Source organism: Moraxella bovoculi, from assembly GCF_000988745.2.
GTDB lineage: Bacteria > Pseudomonadota > Gammaproteobacteria > Pseudomonadales > Moraxellaceae > Moraxella > Moraxella bovoculi.
Genome location: NZ_CP011381.2, coordinates 1087280 through 1105321, shown reverse-complemented (window position 1 = coordinate 1105321; position 18042 = coordinate 1087280). Strand labels below are relative to the sequence as shown.

Here is an 18042-nt window from a genome sequence, read left to right as displayed (position 1 = left end):
CAAACCACAAGGAAAATACTCATGGCAGAATATGACTATATCATCATCGGTGCAGGTTCGGCAGGTAATGTGCTTGCCACGCGTCTGACAGAAGACAGCGATGTGAGCGTGCTACTTTTGGAAGCAGGTGGTCCTGATTATCGCTTGGATTTTCGTACGCAAATGCCTGCGGCACTGGCGTACCCCTTGCAAGGCAAACGCTACAATTGGGCGTATCTGACCGACCCTGAGCCTTATATGAATAATCGCCGTATGGAGTGCGGACGTGGTAAGGGGCTTGGCGGTTCATCGCTCATCAATGGTATGTGCTATATTCGTGGTAATGCCATGGATTTGGACAATTGGGCAAAAATGGACGGGCTAGAAGATTGGAGCTATGCTGACTGTTTGCCCTATTATAAAAAGAGCGAGACCCGTGATGTGGGCGAAAACGACTATCACGGTGGCACAGGTCCTGTGAGCGTAACAACTTCACAGCGTGGCACGGCAATTGGTAGTAACGTGCTGTTTAATGCCATGGTAGAAGCAGGCGTGCAAGCAGGCTATCCACGCACTGATGATTTGAACGGCTATCAGCAAGAAGGTTTTGGACCTATGGACAGAACGGTTACACCAAAAGGACGCCGTTCTAGCACGGCTCGGGGCTATCTAGACATGGCAAAATCACGCCCCAATCTCACCATAAAAACCCATGCCGTAACCGACAAAATCCTATTTTCAGGTAAGCGTGCCATTGGCGTGCAGTATCTACAAGGCAATGACACAAATCCCACAACCGTCCATGCCAAGCGAGAAGTGATACTTTCGGCAGGGGCGATTGCATCTCCACAGATTTTACAGCGTTCGGGCGTTGGGGCAAAAAATTTGCTTGATGAATTTAAAATCCCTGTTGTGCATGACTTACCAGGGGTGGGCGAGAACTTGCAAGACCATTTGGAGATGTATCTACAATACGAATGCAAAAAACCCGTATCGCTGTATCCTGCCCTAAAGTGGTACAATCAACCTGCCATTGGGGCAGAGTGGCTGTTCTTGGGAACGGGCATTGGGGCAAGCAATCAGTTTGAGGCAGGGGGCTTTATCCGAACTCGTCCTGAATTTGAATGGCCAAATATCCAGTATCACTTTTTGCCAGTTGCCATTAACTACAACGGCTCAAATGCCGTAGAAGAGCATGGTTTTCAAGCACACGTTGGCTCCATGCGTTCGCCGTCTCGTGGGCGTATCCGCCTAAAATCGCTAAATCCCCACGACCACCCCAGCATTTTGTTTAATTATATGTCGCACGAGCAAGACTGGCAAGAGTTTAGAGACGGTATTCGTATCACTCGTGAGATTATGCACCAGCCTGCTTTGGATGAGTACCGTGGGCGTGAGATTAGCCCAAGCCGTCAAGCCCAAACCGATGCCGATCTTGATGAATTTGTGCGTAATCATGCCGAGACCGCTTATCATCCGTCTTGTAGTTGTAAAATGGGCATGGACGATATGGCGGTGGTGGACGGACAAGGGCGTGTACATGGCTTAGAAGGCTTGCGTGTCGTTGACGCGTCTATCATGCCCCTTATCATCACAGGTAACCTAAATGCCACTACCATTATGATGGCGGAAAAAATCGCCGATGTCATGCGTGGGCAAAAATTGCCAAAATCAACGGCAGGTTACTACAAAGCCGACCCCAATGTGCTAAGACAAGAGCCTGTTCGAGCGTTTAACCCGAGTATGATGTTTTAGGGGTTTATAAAGGGCGAGTGATGAACCGACCCAAATCTTAGACACAAGATTAAAGGTTAGGTTAATAAAGCTAAGTGGTTTGACTAAGGACTAAGTTTCTGTATCTGACAGGACTTAGTCCTTTTAGTTTGGTCTTTATTCTATCATAATTGTAGTAGTGTATATACTCATCAATTAATTTTTTAAGTTCATTAAGGCTTGTAAATTTGCTTTGCTCATAAAAGATCTCTTCTTTTAATGTCCCAAAGAAACTTTCAATCACTGCATTATCAAGACAATTACCCTTTCTTGACATACTTTGGGTAATGCCATGGTTCTTTAAGGTTTGTTGATAATGAAACATTTGATAATGCCAACCTGTACCGGTACAGTTTAGATAATATGCTATTACAGACAGTTTAAAGTCGGTTGTGTATTTTGCCATAGAAAGCACCCCAAAGGTCAGTGTGAGTGGCGAGCTTTGGGGTGCGGTTCAGTGATTGCCCTTATTTTTTTATGCAAAGTTGTTGTTTGACAAGAATAAATTTGAACTTTAATATAATTGGCATTGTTCAATAAGATACTTTTTGCAAGACGGAGCGTGTCTGAGAAATACATTTACCTAGATATTTATAGTCAATCCGCTCAAAATACAACAAAGGTTTTTCATCCGTGGTGAGCTATACCTACCCATAACAAAAAACCGCTTCACTCACAGACATAGCTTAGGGAGAACGGTTTTTTGTGTAATTTTAGAGCGAGATGATGTAGTCAAGTCCTGCATGTATAAGTAAAAAACAGCAAAAACTTGGGGCTGGAGAGCCTTATAGGGTTATCGTAGTAACATGCAATAATACCTATTATCGAGTAAGTACCGCATAGCCAAACCCCAAAACCATACAATCCCAGGGAGTTATTATGACCGAAAGAAATGTAGAAGTTGGAATCGAAACCGTCAATAAGATGTTTGACCGTAAGCTGACCATTCCCGATTACCAACGCCCCTATAAATGGCAAACCAAGCACATCAAACAGCTTGTTGATGATATTTACTCCTATTTTATAAAGGATAAAACCCAAGAATGCCGTTTGGGCGTGATTGTTTTGCATAAAGATGCAGGTAAAGATGAATATGACATCGTAGACGGGCAACAGCGACTGACCAGCTTGTTTTTATTGTTGTATGTATTAAATGGCAATAAAAATCCATTTGGCGAACCTAATTCTATTAACAATAAATTTAACCATAGCCAAAGTGTTGAGCATATCAAGCAAAATTATGAATACCTAGAAAGCTATGTGGCAGATTTGGGGCTTGGTGATGGTTTTAAGAACTTTATCCTTGGCAAATGTACCTTTGCAACTGTTATTTTAACCGACATTGACGAAGCCTTTCAGTATTTTGATTCGCAAAACTCTCGTGGCAAAAGTTTGGAAGCTTATGATTTGTTAAAGGCGTATCATTTAAGGCATATGCAAGGGGAATCCAATCTAAAAATAAATACAACCGTTGCAGAATGGGAGCATGCGGTAACGCACCCAATATCGCTAAAATTGATTATGAATGATATTTTGTATCGTCATCGCCGTTGGAAAAAGTTTCAACACGGTGAAAAGTTCATTAAAGACAACATCAATACCTTTCAAGGCTTAAATAAAGACGAACAAAAAAGCTATCCAAATCGTGCATTTGGTCAAGCACAGTACAATGATATGGCGATGACCTTTATTGATGGCGATGGATTTTTTGAATACATCTTTTATTATCGCTGCCTGTATGATGAGCTGTTTGGCGACAATGGCAAGGTAAATAATGAAAAAATCTGCATGACCATTCAAGCCAAAGATGATGAAAGGACAGAACCTAAACCTTTATTTAAAACTTTGCAAACCAATACTGGACGAGTAGGCGATTTTTATCTATTTACGCTGTTTCGTATTATGGTCATGGCATATTATGATAAATTTGGCGATTATAAACTTGAACAAGCGGTTAGAAAAATTGCCCAATGGGTATACTGTCTAAGATTGAGCCAAACTAGGATTTCGTTTGCCACCATTGAAAATTATGCCATGAAAGATTTTGGTTATAAAGATGATGAGGAAACCGAACTAAATAGCCTATATCATACCATTTGCCTTACCCAAAGAGCCGATGAGATATTAAATTTTAGAATAGCAAAAGTTAAGCACGATTTTAAAAGCGCCGATGGGTATTTAATGCCCTTTTTAAAAGAGTTTACTAGCAACTAATGGAGAATACAATGACCAACCAATCTAACAATGATAGCAATGCAATTGAATATTTATCCGTCAAAAAACTTTTTGATGGCGATAATCGCTATGTCATTCCCATTTATCAGCGTAATTATGCGTGGGACATAGAAGAAGTCAATCAGTTGATTAACGACATCAAAAATCATGATGGCAACAATTATTATCTTGGGGCTTTAACGGTTAAAAAGCGTGCAGATAATGCTTTTGAAGTCATTGACGGGCAACAAAGATTGACCACGCTGTTTTTGATTTTATCGGTTCTTAATCATTCTTTTAAATCAAATCTGTCTTTTGAACATCGCCAAAATTCAAGCGATGAGCTTAATATCATCAAACAACAAAGCGAATTAAATAGCGATAGTCAAATTGCCAAAGTTTATAGTTATCTGATTAAGAATAAAGACAGTCTATTTGATATAAAAGATGGAAACGCAGATGATTACTGGCAAACTATTTGGAAAAATGTTCAAATCATGCAAGTAGAACTGCCCAACAACGCTGATTTAAATCAATATTTTGAACGCATGAACAATCGTGGCGAGCAATTAGAACAGCACGAAATCATCAAGGCGAAATTGATGAGTGAATTAAAAGATGATAACGACAGAGCGATTTTCTCTGCCATTTGGAATTCTTGTTCGGACATGAGTCGTTATGCGGTGTCGTCTTTTGAGCCTAAATTGCGAGACGCTTTATTTTTCCCCAATGATAAAATAGATGAAAGTGGCAAAAAATCCGATGAAGGAGAATATTTTTCATTTTATCAATTGGATAAGTTTAACAAGTTGCGAGATAAATATAAAACGGTTTATTCTAAAAAAACTGATGATAAGTCGAAAGAGAATCAAGAGAGTATAGAATCAAGTGGTACGGTTTCAACTGAAAATATGCCTACTTTAGAGAATATTTTACAAAAAAAGAAAATAATTTTTAGTAGTGATGACAATCAAAAAGGTGATGGGGAGCGTTTTACTTCTATTATTGATTTTCCTAACTTATTAGTGCAAGTTTTGTATTTATTCTTAAAAGATAAAAATTGCATTAACGCTGATATACATCGCTTAGACGCAGGCAATCTAAATACGCAGTTTGAAAAATCAGGTTTATATGACAATCAAAATGAAATCAGAAAATTTACCGTACATTTGCTAAACATTCGTTTATTATTTGACCGTTATGTGATTAAACACGATGGGCATGAAAGCAAGGATGATTGGTGTATCTATACTTATCAATGGCTCAAAAAAGATAAAAAAAATGATTTTAGAAATACTTTTGCGGAAGAAAACGCTAAAATTATTATGCTACAAACCATGTTTCATTACTCATTTCCAGCCAGAAACTATAAATATTGGCTATTTGCCTATTTAAAATGGCTAAATGATGAAAGTCGAAAAAAACTGGAAAAACACGAGGTGGATGGCTGTGCATTTAAGCTGCCTGCCAATGAGTATATTAAGTTTTTGGAACAGTTGTGTGATAAATTTTATTTTAATCGCTTTTATCAGAATGATTTTTCAAAAGAATATTTTGATATTATTTACAATCAAGAAGTTTTGGTTTTAAATTTAAGTCATGATGATAAAAGATGTGCTTTCCTAAATACAGGCACGGCTGTGGAGAACTTTATATTTAATCGTTTGGATTATATTTTGTGGCGTAAGCAAGGCAGATGGTGTTGGCGAAATGATGAAAATTTTAAAACAGGCGTAGATTTATCAAAATTCTTAAAAGAATTTAAATTCACTTCCAGAAATTCGGTGGAGCATTATTATCCGCAAAATCCAATCAATGGTGAAAAATTATCAGACAATGATGATGAGAATGGAAAAATTCTTAATAATTTTGGCAATCTGTGCTTAATCAATCATAGCCAAAATTCATCATTAAACAACAGAATGCCCGATGAAAAAAAGTCAGGCTATAAAGACAATGTTGCTCGTCATCAGTCTGTCAGCATCAAGCAATTGCTGATGTTTACCTATAAGGCGTGGGATAAAAACACCATCCAAGAACACGGTGAAAAAATGATTCAGCTTTTAAATGAGAAAATTTCTACATAGATAATAATTTATCGTCTTATAAAATAGCCCATTTTTGGGCTATTGGGAGAGAACATGACTTACCAGATCCAAGCTCTAACTTGGCGTGGCGGTATGCCATATCAACAGGACGCTGTCCTTGTCAATACCAAGATTTATCAGCATAAGGGCGTTATCTCAGCGCTTAGCGAATGCGATGATTTTTGTGTGGCGGTGGCAGATGGCGTGGCAGTCAGCCCCAAGTCAGACATCACATCACGCACGCTGCTTCAACTTGTGCAGACTATGTATGATGAGCAAGGGGCGGTGGATTTTAATGGTTTGCAACATCGGCTAAATGACACGTTGGCGGATAAGGCGGGCTTTGATGGCAGTAGCAGTACGCTGGTGTGTGCCTACACTGATAATGACAGCGTGATGATTAAGCATTTGGGCGACAGTCGGGCGTATTTATATCGTAATGGTTGGCATTGCCTGACAAAGGATCATAGCTTTATTAATGAACTAAAAGCACAGGATTTGGCAGAGGACGGTGATCATGCCAGCTGTTATGGAGCGCTGACAGGATATTTTTGTGTTGATGAATTGGGTGATGAGTCAGCAGTAACGATGGCTAGTCATCAAAAGATCAAGCTAGAGGCGGGCGAGTGTTTGCTCTTATCTAGTGATGGCTTTTGTGATGTGTTGGAGGGTAATTTTTTGCCAATAACAAAAGATCTGCCACTAAAAGAATGGCTAAATGACAGCATCAAACAGCTAAAACAATCTGGAGCAAAGGCACAGCTTGATAACGTCAGTCTGGTTGTGGTGCGATGCATGACATGAGTGTTGCGGTCTTGATGGCGTGACTTGCAGAGGGTTGTTTTTACCTTGAAATTATCATTGAATTTAGCGATAATGTAACGCTAAATTTTAACAATAATAATATCATGACCGAGCCAATCACTCCGACCGGATCGCCCACGGCGCCGCCCAACGCAGGGCAATCAATATCGCCACAATCCTCAAAACCAAAGCGCAAAAAACCCAGGCGCTCCCAAGAAGACATCATGGCGAATGCGTTTTTGAAGGCGACTTTTAAACCGGCCAAAAAAGCCATGATGATGGCGTATTTGCTTGACATTGCTAGTGTGGTTGTTTTGGTGGGACAGGCGTGTGTGCTCGTGTGGCTCTTTGATGGGTGGCTGACGAGCTTTGTTCAAGGCGTGCCATTGTCTGATCGGGTGACCGGTAGTGGCTTGTGGTTGAATTTGGCTTTGCTGTTTGGGTGTATGGCAGGGCGTATTGGCATCGGTTATGCCAAAGATTATCTATTAAGTGATGCAGGTCTAAAAGTAGCAAGCTCAGTACGTGCCAAGCTGCTGGGTAAATTAGGTGAGCTTGGGCAGGCGAGACGTTATTTTGGCGCAGATGGCGCGCTATCGACAAAGGTAATTGATGAGCCTGATCATCTGATTGGGTATGCTCGGTTTAATGTTCAAAAAATGACCGCCGTGACTACGCCTTTGATTTTGGCGGGATGTGTGGCGTTCTATAGCCCCATGGCGGCGGTAATTTTGTTGGTGACAGCGCCACTTGTGCCGATTTTTATGGCGATTATTGGCATCGCCACCACTCGCAAGAGCCGTGAGCAGATGGATGCCTTGGCGCAGCTTGGCGGGCGATTCTTAGACTGGATTCGCGGAGTGAATACCTTGTCACGACTCGGAGCGGTGGACATTGCCGTATCAGACATCGCCAATAGCTCAGAAGATTACCGCAAGCGTACGATGGATGTGTTAAAAATCGCCTTTTTAAATAGTGCGGTGTTAGAGTTCTTATCAGCGTTATCGATAGCGTTGGTGGCGGTGTATCTTGGCTTTGGCTTGATGGGGATTTTACCATGGGCGAAAGGGCAGCTACTGACAACTTATAGCACGGCATTATTTATCCTACTACTCGTGCCTGAGTTCTATGCGCCACTTCGTCGTCTGGGGGCGGAATATCACGTTAAAGGGCAAGCAACGGCATCTGCCAAATCGATCGCCCCAATGCTTAATTTTAAAACCAAGGCTTTGGGTGACATTGCCATGACGTTAAAGAGCCCGCCTGCCTTTGAACTTAAGAACATTACGGCATTTGGCGATGATGGACGTGTGCGTCTCTCGCCCACGAGCTTGACATTTGGTGCGGGTGAACGTACCGCGGTGATGGGCGAGAGCGGCGCGGGTAAGTCAACACTGCTGCATATTTTGCTTGGCTTTGGTGACTTTGAGGGCGATGTTATCGTCCATGCTGATGGTAAATTGATGCGTTATGCTGATCTTGATGCATCAAGACTACGTGCGGATATCGGCTATCTGTCTCAGACCGTGCCGCTGCTACCGATGTCGATCGCGGATAATTTACGCCTTGCCAAGCCATCTGCCAGCGATGATGAGCTCGTCCAAGTTCTTAAAGATGTCGCCCTGTGGGATATTGTCAATCAGTTGCCAAATGGCATAAACACTGTGCTTGCTGAGCGTGGCGGCGGACTATCAGGTGGTCAAGGTCACCGATTGGCGATTGCTCAGCTACTGCTCCAAGATGCTAAAGTCTGGCTGCTTGACGAGCCGACTGAGCATTTAGATCCTAAGACAGCGTCGATGATTTGGGCGTTATTGGCCGGATTAAGTTCCGGTAAGACCGTAATCTGGGTAACGCATGACAAGGCGCAGGTGGCTGCTGATAATTTTGAAAAAGTTTATGAGCTTGGTGAGCAGCAAGGCGGTGCAGCATGAATGGACAAGGCAGACAAGACGTGCAAGGATTTTTGGATAAACAAGCTGGTCACTCCAATCAGACCTACGTCAGTAAGCAGTCATTTCGTCTGATTGAACTGTTCGCCAGTCAAAAGGTGCTGTGGTTCATCGCGTGGGTATTGGGCATTGCGACCGTGCTTTCGGTGCTAGGGCTGGTCATGCTGGCAGGGTGGTTTATCACCATGGCAAGTGTGGCGGGGATTATTGCTCTAGGCAGTCATGCCTTTAACTACCTAATGCCATCTGCCATCATTCGTGGCTTCGCCATCGTGCGAACCTTTGCCCGTTATGGCGATCTGATGGTGTCGCATCATGCGGTATTTGGACTGTTAAAGGATCTTCGGGTTCGATTTTTTTCGCATTGGGCGAGATTGCCTTTGTCAGCACGCATGAACAATAATGCGATGACGCGCAGCAGTGGCGAGACGATGCAGCGTCTGGTTAGAGACATTGATGTCTTGGATGAATTCTCGTTGCGCGTGGTGTCGCCGCTCATCGTGGCAAGCGTGGCTGTCATCGTGTTGTCGCTGTTGGTGCTAATAAGCTTACCTTCGGCTGCCATGACGGTGGTATGTATGGCATCATCGTTGGTGCTTGCCATCATGACCTTGCGCCGCGGCATTACACTTGCCAAGACAGAGAATAAGCTCATTGTCGAACGTAAAAATACCCTACTAAACACTCTACCAGCACTGACTTCGCTACTGACATGGGGCAGATGGAGTGATGCGGTAACGCAGATGAACGCCCTTGATGCCAAGCATTCAACGCATACCGCTAATGTGCTGCGCCTAAAAAGACGCACCCAAGCACTCATTCAGCTGATCATCGCCTTAGCTGCGGTGGCGTTATTGGCAGTGGTAGGGCAGTATTTTGAACAGAATGCGATTGTTTCATTTCGTGTAGAGACGTTAAACAGCTATGCTAATCTAAATCCTGCCATCATCCTTGCCTTAACTCTGGGGGTGTTCGGACTCATGGAAATCATCTCTGCACTGGTTGCTGAGCCATTGGCATACGGCAGAAGCGTCAATGCCAAAGAGCGCATTAACGATTTGATGATGGTCAATGCCAATGAGCCTAAGCAGACATTAACCGGTAGTCCCACCCTCACACTAACTGATGTCTCGGTGAAAATGCCGACAGCGGTTATGGTGGCGACAGGCATCAATGCCACGCTAAGCCATCATGCGCCCACTCTCATCATTGGAGCATCAGGGGCGGGTAAGTCCACCTTGCTGGCTACGCTAGCAGGTGAGATACCATTAGTCGGTGGGCGGATACAGATTAATGGCGTTGATTATCAGAGTGTGGACTTTGGTCGCTCGCTGGGATTCTTAGGGCAGAGTGTGGATATCTTTGATCAGAGTTTGGCGGATAATTTACGTCTTGGTAAGCCTGCGGCGAGTGATGATGAGTTGTGGGCGGTACTGGATAAAGTAGGGCTGTCTGACTGGGCAAAATCTCAGCCTAAGGGGCTAGATACCCCACTGGGTGAGTACGGCATGGCAATATCAGGCGGTCAAGGTCGCCGTGTGGCGTTGGCTCGCCTACTGCTGTCGCCAAAAAGCATCTTATTGCTTGATGAGCCTTTTGCAGGGCTAGACTCTGCCACTCGCCTAAGAGTATGGCAGAGTCTAACTGACATGCAACAACAAGGCGACATAGGCGTACTTGCCATCGCCACTCATCAGCTATGGGATGGGATGAATGCTGACATACTTCGTGTCGGCTGATAATCAAAAATCTAAAAATCCCCAAATCGGGGATTTTTTATTTTTATTGGGTTTATTTTTTGAATGGCTTATTTGGGTTGTCTTTTTCAGTGATGATAGGGTTATCCTGATTGCCCAAGCTTAGAATCTCACCAAAATTAGGCTTAGCACGTAAGATAAGCTGTTCTTTGGCTAGAATGCCTTGATTGATTTGCACTTTTTTGATGATGTTCATGATTTGCTCGCTGTTTTTTAGCCAGCGCCCAATCTCAAGATAGATGACGTTGCCTTTATGCTCGGTGAAAGGAACGCCTTTAATCTTGATCTTATTCAAGATAAAAGGCAGGGGGTCTTTTTTAAGTAGCGTGCGATAGGTATTGACCGCAAATTTTGCCAAAGGCGCTTGCCACCATGATTTGCTGTGCAGCTCCAACACGTCTGTATCGCTGATCTGTCGTAATACGACACGCTGAGTGTGGCGATCAAGCTGTAGATGCACCAATTCAAAGTTACTCGCCACACTGGCGAAAATCCCCTTAACATTCACCGTCGTTGACAAACGTAGCCAGCCCTCATGAATCTCAAGCTTCAGATCGTGAACCATGTCGACTTTCTTAACGACATAAGTATAGAGCGCATCATTAATCTGCGACTGTATGACGGGCACCTCAATCTCATCAATCAAATTGCTCGTTGCAGCGGCATAGCTGTGCTTGATGCTGACAAGCGTCTGCTGCCAAGTCACGAACAGATCTTCTGTCAGTCGATCACTGTCTAATCCGCTAATTTGGGCGAAATTCTCTAATAATCCTTGGGGCTTATCCTGTGGCTCTTCGTTGTGTGAATGCGTTGTCATGTCAATAATAAGTTAAAATTTCATCCATTGTAACAAATTTCGCCATGCTTTCGCAAAATTTTTTTGGGCAATTAAGTGTTGTGTTGTTAAATATTAACATAGATTATCATCCATGATTGGTGTATCACGATTCACGGTTGTCTCCGGCACGGCTTGAATGGTGTCTCAATGCTCCACGATTTTGCTGTTGTCATCAAAACGGAAAATATCCACCACTGATTCACCAATGTCATTATCATCAAGCTGGCCATGCACGTGCAACACCACCAAATCACCTTCGGCAATCACACGATGAACGGTTGCTTTTGACTGTGGGTGTTCTTTTAAAAATGGCTCAAATGCGTCCACAAATGCCTGACCGCCATCCGCCACCGTTGGGTTGTGTTGCAGGTAGGTTTTGCCTGCATATTTAGCTGTGGCTTCGGCGACTTTGTGCTGATTGAACGCCATTTCATAAAAGGCAAGGGCGTTGGCTTTATCGCGCTAGGCTTTACTCTGTTCGGTTTGGGTCTAAACAACCTTGCCTGGAATGGATTTGGTGATTGTGTTTGGCTAAGTGCTGTGAGCAACTTGGCAACCTGTCAAAACGGTGATTGCTAGTACGGTTGATAACAAAATGGTTTTCATAAATTAACTCCGATTGGGTTGGTTTGTGTTGATGAGCGTATTATAGGGAGTAAATTTATTTTATGTAAGTACTTACAGTTTTGTAAGTATGAAAATAATTTTAAAAAAGTTTTTAGGTTATCGATTTTTAATGTTTTTTAAATAAAACCAATATTGGGTGCGTCATATGCACCGATAAAATCAGCTTAGTAAGTCGTGTGTGGTACGCACCTTACGATTTAATAGATTTACAACCCCTTGATTTTAAAATAAAAAAAACCGTTTGATTGCTCAAACGGTTTTTAGCCCATCAACGCAAACTATGCAAAAAGTGCATGTGGCGATGATATTGGCTGACGATGTCATTAATGACCCCTTCGGTGCTCCAGCCCATGATGTCATAGTCCTGACCGCCTTCGCCTAGATGTACTTCGGCACGGTAGTAGGTCTGATTGTCATTGGCATCTTCGGCTGAGTCTTCATCATTATCGCTATTGACGAATCCAGGCTGTGCATGGCTCGATACACGAACCTTATAGACGAAATCAATCTCATCGCCGTGGTTGGTCATTAGCACGACGCTGCCACGTTTTTCGTTAAGAACACTCGCATCCACGCCCAGCTCACGAAGCTCTGCTGCGACATCTTCGCAGGCTTTTTTGACTGTGGTATCGACGAATTGACTCACCGCCTGACGGCTTGGGAAATTCATGATTACATGCAGTCGCTCGCGCCACACGCCACTACCTTGGGCAGGTAGGGGAACGCTTAGATTTTGTTGTAGAATTTCTTGCTTTTGGGCGTCCACGTTCAGCGCCTTTAGCAGTCCATACATCGCAATCATCAGCACGGTAACGAAGGGCAATCCACTGGCGATCGCCATGGTCTGCAACGCACCCAGTCCACCTGCTAATAGTAGCGCAATGGCCACCATGCCTGCACCAATCGACCAAAAAAGACGATAACGTACGCCTTTACTGCCTTTGCCATGTGAGCACAGCATGTCCATAACGAGCGCACCCGAATCAGCAGACGTGATAAAGAATAAGACAATCATCAGCAGCGCCACATAGCTAAATATGCCTGACATGGGCAGCTGTTCTAAGAAAGCAAATAGTGATAAAGATACGTCTTGATTGATGACTTCACCAAGCATGGTATTGCCTTGGTTTAGAATCATGTCAATGGCAGAGTTGCCAAACACCGTCATCCACAGGAAGGTAAAGCCAGCTGGCACGAATAGCACACCAAGTATAAACTCTCGAATGGTACGACCACGAGACACACGAGCGATAAACAGACCAACGAATGGCGCCCAGCTTAACCACCAGCCCCAGTATAAGATGGTCCAACCACCGAACCAATCAGTCTTGTCATAGGCGTATAGATTAAAGGTCATGCTGACAATGCTCGAGATGTACGAACCGACGTTCTGAACATAGGCCTGCAATAGGAACACTGTAGAGCCTGCCAATAGCACGAATATCATGAGTATCACGGCCAGACCCAGGTTTAGCTCAGAGAGCAACTTTACACCCTTATCCAGTCCTGATATCACAGAGATGGATGCCAACGCACAGATACTGGCGATCAGCACTACTTGACTTGTCGTCCCCACGGGGATGAATGAGAATAGATGATTAAGTCCTGTATTGACCTGCAATGCACCATAACCAAGTGACGTCGCCAGACCAAATAGCGTCCCCACCACCGCGAACACATCAACTGTATGACCGATGGGGCCGTAGATCTTATCTCCGATCAGCGGATACAGTGCCGAGCGCAGAGTAAGTGGTAGGTTATGACGATAAGCAAAAAACGCCAAAATCAAAGCAACAACAGCATATACCGCCCATGCATGTAATCCCCAATGGAAAAAGGTCAAACGCATGGCCTGACGTGCCGCACTGATCGTACTACCATCACCATGTGGCGGCGTCAAGAAGTGCATGACTGGTTCTGCCACACCAAAGAACATCAGACCAATACCCATACCAGCTGAGAACAGCATGGCGAACCATGATAGATTGCTGTAGTCTGGTTGTGAGTGGTCGGGACCTAGCTTGATATTACCCAATCGAGATAATCCCAAATAGACACTAAACAGCAATATCAACGCCACTGTCAGCACATAGTACCAACTGGCATTATCAACGATGGCGGACTGCACCGCCTTAAATGTCGCATCCGCCAAATCTGGCATCAAGATTGCGAATAGGCTGATGAATGCAATTAATCCCGCTGATGTCAAGAACACCGCGGGATTTAAACCATGTTTGTGTTTTTTGGGTACGGGCGTACTCATAGACACTCCTTTAATTCTAATGAATGGCAGTGCGATAAAATATGAATAAGCCAAGGTTACTATCCATATTTTATGACACCAAAAATAACGAATCCTGCAAAATTAGCATTGCCACACAATGCGCATCTGCAAATAAAATCGTTAATATTTAGGGGATTGTAACATATTTGACCCAAAAAATAAAATTCGCGTTGGATTGTTGCGGATTTTACAGGGCATGACACCACCAATTTTGGTGGCAAATTTAGCCTGTTATTAGGTGATGGCACAGCCAAATTTTATGCTAATTTAAGTGATATCATGAATGGATGGTTTTGGTTTTTTGGATTGTTTCTAATGTGTTGTGCGTTTATAAACCAAAAGAAAAACCGCTTGAACATTCAAACGGCTTTTACTCTTACAAATTCTCAATGCTATCTTTTATCCCCAATACACGCCCAACGCCAGCACCGCACACACTCATTACTACCGCAGTTGCCACAAAAATATCGCCAATCCCCGCCAAGGGCGACACCACCGCCCCCCCCAAGAAAAAAGGAGCAAAGCCAAGCAGGGCCGACGCCGACCCTGCATTTTGCCTTTCGCTATTCATTGCAAATGACGATATGGCAGGCAACACCAGCCCCATCAAAAACAGCTGACCGACAGCCAACCCAAGCATGGCAGTAGTGAGTGTTAATTGTGTCATGGACGTGGACGTGGCAAAAAAGTCGGCAAGTTGTGGCAGGCTTGGCAAACACAAATCCATCACAAGCGGACCAAAGGTGGATAAAACACCAAGTAATAACAGTAAAAACAACTCTGAATTTTTGGGCGATGACATGATTTTCCAAGTCAATGTAAAACCGTGCATTATAGGATAAATGATTGTTTATGGGTAGTACTTACTTATTTGTGAGTATGGGAAAGGAGTGCAAAAATTTGGTAAGTTGTGTATGACAAGGTAGTTTTAAACGGTATGTACTTATTTTTAGTAAGCTTTCATTAGACCATTGATTTGGAATTTTACCAAACCCTTAATCTTGGAAAATTTTTATGTCAAATCCTGTCAAACATCATTTTATACCACAATTTCATTTAAGAAATTGGCAAAATCAAGAAGGTAGAATTTGTTGCTTTCGCAAGCAAGGCGATAGATTTGATTTAGTTGCCCCAAAAAATTTAGCAAATCAAAATAACTTATATAAATTTGATAGCGAAATTGAAAGCTTATTCATCACACCTTTTATTGATAGACAATTTAGTCCTTTAATTAATAAAGCAAGAGATTATCCACTTAAAAGCCTTGCAAGAAATGAAAAGTAAAAATTATACAGTTTATTTTATTATTGCATTTGAAAAACCCAATAGAAATTAAGAAACTAAAATCATATCAAGATGAATTATTTTAAAGAATGAAATTTTTAATCAATTAAAAGATGATATTGATAAGGATGATTTTTTTGAATTTGAACAAGGATATTTAAGCAGTTTAGTTACTATGGTTGGACTTGCCATCAAAGAGATTGGATTTTGCGAAGAGGATTTAGAAAAAATAAAAAAACATAAGAATCTATTTGCTTTTTTATATAAAATTAGCTTACAAAATCAGGAATCTTGGTCAAATTAGATTATTAAAAAATATAAAGAAAGGGAAATTTTTATTAAAGAGTATAAATTTAACGAACCCGCACTAATAATATCAAATATTCCAGTTTATTTTGGCAAACCTAAAGGTTTTCTAACGATTATTTTTAATGTCAGTCCATGTAAATCCTATATAATTACTCAAAGCAGAAAAATTATTACAAATCTGGATGATAAAGAAGAGTCTAATATTATATTATTCTTCAATTGTCGTCACTTTTGTCATAAAAACATTTCAGAAATATATATGCACGAAAGCCAAAAAGACAATTGTGCAATATTTTTGGAGGGGTTGAAAAATGATAAAAAACAAGATTTTTAAGCTTTCAAACCAGAATGTTTAATTTAATAAAAGGTAAAACCATGCAACACCACGATGACGACCGAGGCAAAGTTCTTGCCAAAGATTGCCCAAGCCGTGCGATTTTAAACCACCTAACGAGCCGTTGGGGAATTTTGGTGCTGGTTGTATTGCAATCAGGCACCAAACGATTTAGCGAGATGCGCCGTGAGACAGAAGGTGTGCCCGAGCGTATGCTGTCCAAGACTCTAAAACAGCTAGAATCAGATGGTATGCTCATTCGCAAGTCCTTTGACACCGTTCCGCCCCATGTGGAATATACCTTGACCGACTGGGGTAAACAAGCAAGCGACAAAGTGGCGGACTTGGTGGAGTGGCTTGAAGTCAATTTAAGTGATATTTTGGCAAGTCAAATACCGCCAAAAACAGCATGACAAATAAGCCATCAATTTGTTGGATTGCGCAAATACAGAGTTTTTGATCGCAATGCATCTCGACTAAATTAAAAAACGCAAGATAAAAGCTTGCGTTTTTTTTGTGCAGTGATTTGCATTAGAGTTTAATCACGCTGTTTTATAGTTGGCTTAGATTGGTTTGGGCTCATTGGCATTTAAAGCTGATGTTGTACTCATAATCATCATCGCGGCTAAGCCTAGGTGTCGCGGTACCAAAAATCGCACCAACCACGTTGATGCCTTGTTCGATGACACGGCCCGTGCGCTCATCCATGACGCCATTATAGGTGGTGCTGTCTTTAACGATAACAGGGGTGCGCATGCCACATTGCTTTTTGGCGGCGTTTAGGGCGTTTTCTTGGGCGATGAGTTTGGTTTTGCCAAGTCCTGTCGTCTCGAAAGTCGCGTCTCCACGGGCGATGACCGGCGATGCGCTTTGGGTGCTGGCACAAGCACTTAATAATACAGCTGCTGATGCGATAAGAGCTAATTTTTTCATGGGTTTTCCTTATGGGTAATAATGGAGTAATCTCAAATACCATGAGATTGGCTCGATTATACTTAATATTCTTAGCAGACCTTGTAATAAATTTGTGAATAAGATTACCCAGCCTTAGCAATCATTGCGGTATCCATCAAAAAATGCATAGAATCTACACAACTCATTTATCAAAAAATTGTGTTATAATGCAAAATTTAAGTAAATTTTTACCATGAAAAACGAAATCACGCTTATAAATGCACCCCATGGCGTACTCGAAGTCGATGCGATTTGGCAGGATGGGGACAGACAGCCTTCTGACATGCTTGCGCTTATTTGCCACCCCAACCCATTAGATGGCGGTACGATGAATAATAAAGTGGTAAGTACCATGTACAGGTTCTGCCGTGATGCGGGCATGGATGTGGTGCGTTTTAACTATCGTGGGGTGGGGCGCTCGACTGGCGTTTCAGAGTATGGCGATGGCGAGTTTGTCGATGCGCAGACGGTGTTGGCTTGGGCATTGACGAAGACTGGGGCCAGACGATTGTGGATGGGCGGGTTTAGCTTTGGTGGCTTTGTGGCATGTCGCATGGCGGATCTGATTCATAAATCATCAGTATTTGATGATGTTAAGCTTGATAATCTAGCGTTGATCGCACCTTCCATCGTTCGTAACGATGCCAGTCAGCTGTCCATCGAAGCCAATAATACTTTTGTTATCTATGGCAATAAGGATGGGTTGGTTGCGCCTAGTCTGCTGCAGCAATTTGCCAACGAACGAGGATTCGATAGCACTGTGATGCCAGACGTTGGGCATCTTTTTCATGGTAAGCTTACTGATCTAAAGAATGCCTTAGCGGCACATACCAAGATTTAAGGATA

13 protein-coding genes and 2 pseudogenes are annotated in these 18042 nt (G+C 42.7%); 9 read left to right on the top strand and 6 right to left on the bottom strand.

What is annotated here, in order from left to right; all coding sequences use genetic code 11:
• Positions 1-21 precede the first annotated feature (21 nt).
• Positions 22-1734, top strand: a complete 1713-nt coding sequence (gene betA, locus AAX10_RS04945) for a choline dehydrogenase (protein ID WP_046700015.1) — start codon at positions 22-24, stop codon at positions 1732-1734.
• Between the two features lie 70 nt (positions 1735-1804).
• Here betA and AAX10_RS04940 read toward each other — a convergent pair.
• Positions 1805-2092: pseudogene (locus tag AAX10_RS04940) on the bottom strand (transposase); the annotation flags it as partial.
• A gap of 539 nt (positions 2093-2631) precedes the next feature.
• On the opposite strand from AAX10_RS04940, the gene AAX10_RS04935 reads away from it, so the two are divergent.
• The 5 genes from AAX10_RS04935 to AAX10_RS04915 all read left to right on the top strand — a co-directional run bounded on the left by AAX10_RS04935 (position 2632) and on the right by AAX10_RS04915 (position 10548).
• Positions 2632-3966, top strand: a complete 1335-nt coding sequence (locus AAX10_RS04935; protein WP_080947050.1) for a DUF262 domain-containing protein — start codon at positions 2632-2634, stop codon at positions 3964-3966.
• Between the two features lie 11 nt (positions 3967-3977).
• Positions 3978-6053: a DUF262 domain-containing protein gene (locus tag AAX10_RS04930; RefSeq protein WP_046700014.1), complete on the top strand. Its 2076-nt coding sequence runs from the start codon at positions 3978-3980 to the stop codon at positions 6051-6053.
• 54 nt (positions 6054-6107) lie between these two features.
• Positions 6108-6857 carry a PP2C family protein-serine/threonine phosphatase gene (locus tag AAX10_RS04925; protein ID WP_046700013.1) on the top strand — a complete coding sequence of 250 codons (750 nt, stop codon included), beginning with the start codon at positions 6108-6110 and terminating at the stop codon, positions 6855-6857.
• Positions 6858-6961: 104 nt separating this feature from the next.
• Positions 6962-8791, top strand: a complete 1830-nt coding sequence (gene cydD / locus AAX10_RS04920) for a thiol reductant ABC exporter subunit CydD (RefSeq protein WP_080947048.1) — start codon at positions 6962-6964, stop codon at positions 8789-8791.
• Complete coding sequence (locus AAX10_RS04915) at positions 8788-10548, top strand: amino acid ABC transporter ATP-binding/permease protein (RefSeq protein ID WP_080947047.1); 1761 nt, start codon at positions 8788-8790, stop codon at positions 10546-10548. The genes cydD and AAX10_RS04915 overlap by 4 nt, the downstream gene beginning before the upstream one ends.
• Positions 10549-10600: 52 nt before the next feature.
• On the opposite strand, the gene AAX10_RS04910 is transcribed toward AAX10_RS04915, so the two are convergent.
• The 4 genes and pseudogenes from AAX10_RS04910 to AAX10_RS10285 form a co-directional block, all read right to left on the bottom strand.
• A complete protein-coding gene (locus tag AAX10_RS04910; protein ID WP_149038856.1) occupies positions 10601-11383 on the bottom strand; it encodes a hypothetical protein in 783 nt (260 codons plus the stop codon).
• 165 nt (positions 11384-11548) lie between these two features.
• Positions 11549-11839 (bottom strand): annotated as a pseudogene (locus AAX10_RS04905) (nuclear transport factor 2 family protein); the annotation flags it as partial.
• Positions 11840-12299: 460 nt separating this feature from the next.
• A complete protein-coding gene (locus tag AAX10_RS04900) occupies positions 12300-14294 on the bottom strand; it encodes a BCCT family transporter (RefSeq protein WP_046700012.1) in 1995 nt (664 codons plus the stop codon).
• A gap of 397 nt (positions 14295-14691) precedes the next feature.
• Positions 14692-15117 (bottom strand): MFS transporter, encoded by a 426-nt coding sequence (locus AAX10_RS10285; protein WP_046700011.1) that lies wholly within the window; start codon positions 15115-15117, stop codon positions 14692-14694.
• A 212-nt stretch (positions 15118-15329) separates the two neighbouring features.
• Between AAX10_RS10285 and AAX10_RS04890 the strand changes: the two genes are divergently transcribed.
• Both AAX10_RS04890 and AAX10_RS04885 read left to right on the top strand, forming a co-directional pair.
• Positions 15330-15599: a DUF4238 domain-containing protein gene (locus AAX10_RS04890; RefSeq protein ID WP_046700010.1), complete on the top strand. Its 270-nt coding sequence runs from the start codon at positions 15330-15332 to the stop codon at positions 15597-15599.
• A gap of 684 nt (positions 15600-16283) precedes the next feature.
• Positions 16284-16655: a winged helix-turn-helix transcriptional regulator gene (locus AAX10_RS04885; protein WP_046700009.1), complete on the top strand. Its 372-nt coding sequence runs from the start codon at positions 16284-16286 to the stop codon at positions 16653-16655.
• Positions 16656-16821: 166 nt separating this feature from the next.
• On the opposite strand, the gene AAX10_RS04880 is transcribed toward AAX10_RS04885, so the two are convergent.
• Complete coding sequence (locus AAX10_RS04880) at positions 16822-17175, bottom strand: hypothetical protein (RefSeq protein ID WP_046700008.1); 354 nt, start codon at positions 17173-17175, stop codon at positions 16822-16824.
• A 214-nt stretch (positions 17176-17389) separates the two neighbouring features.
• Here AAX10_RS04880 and AAX10_RS04875 point away from each other — a divergent pair, with 214 nt between their 5' ends.
• Positions 17390-18037, top strand: coding sequence for an alpha/beta hydrolase (locus tag AAX10_RS04875; protein WP_046700007.1), 648 nt, complete (start codon positions 17390-17392; stop codon positions 18035-18037).
• Positions 18038-18042: the final 5 nt, after the last annotated feature.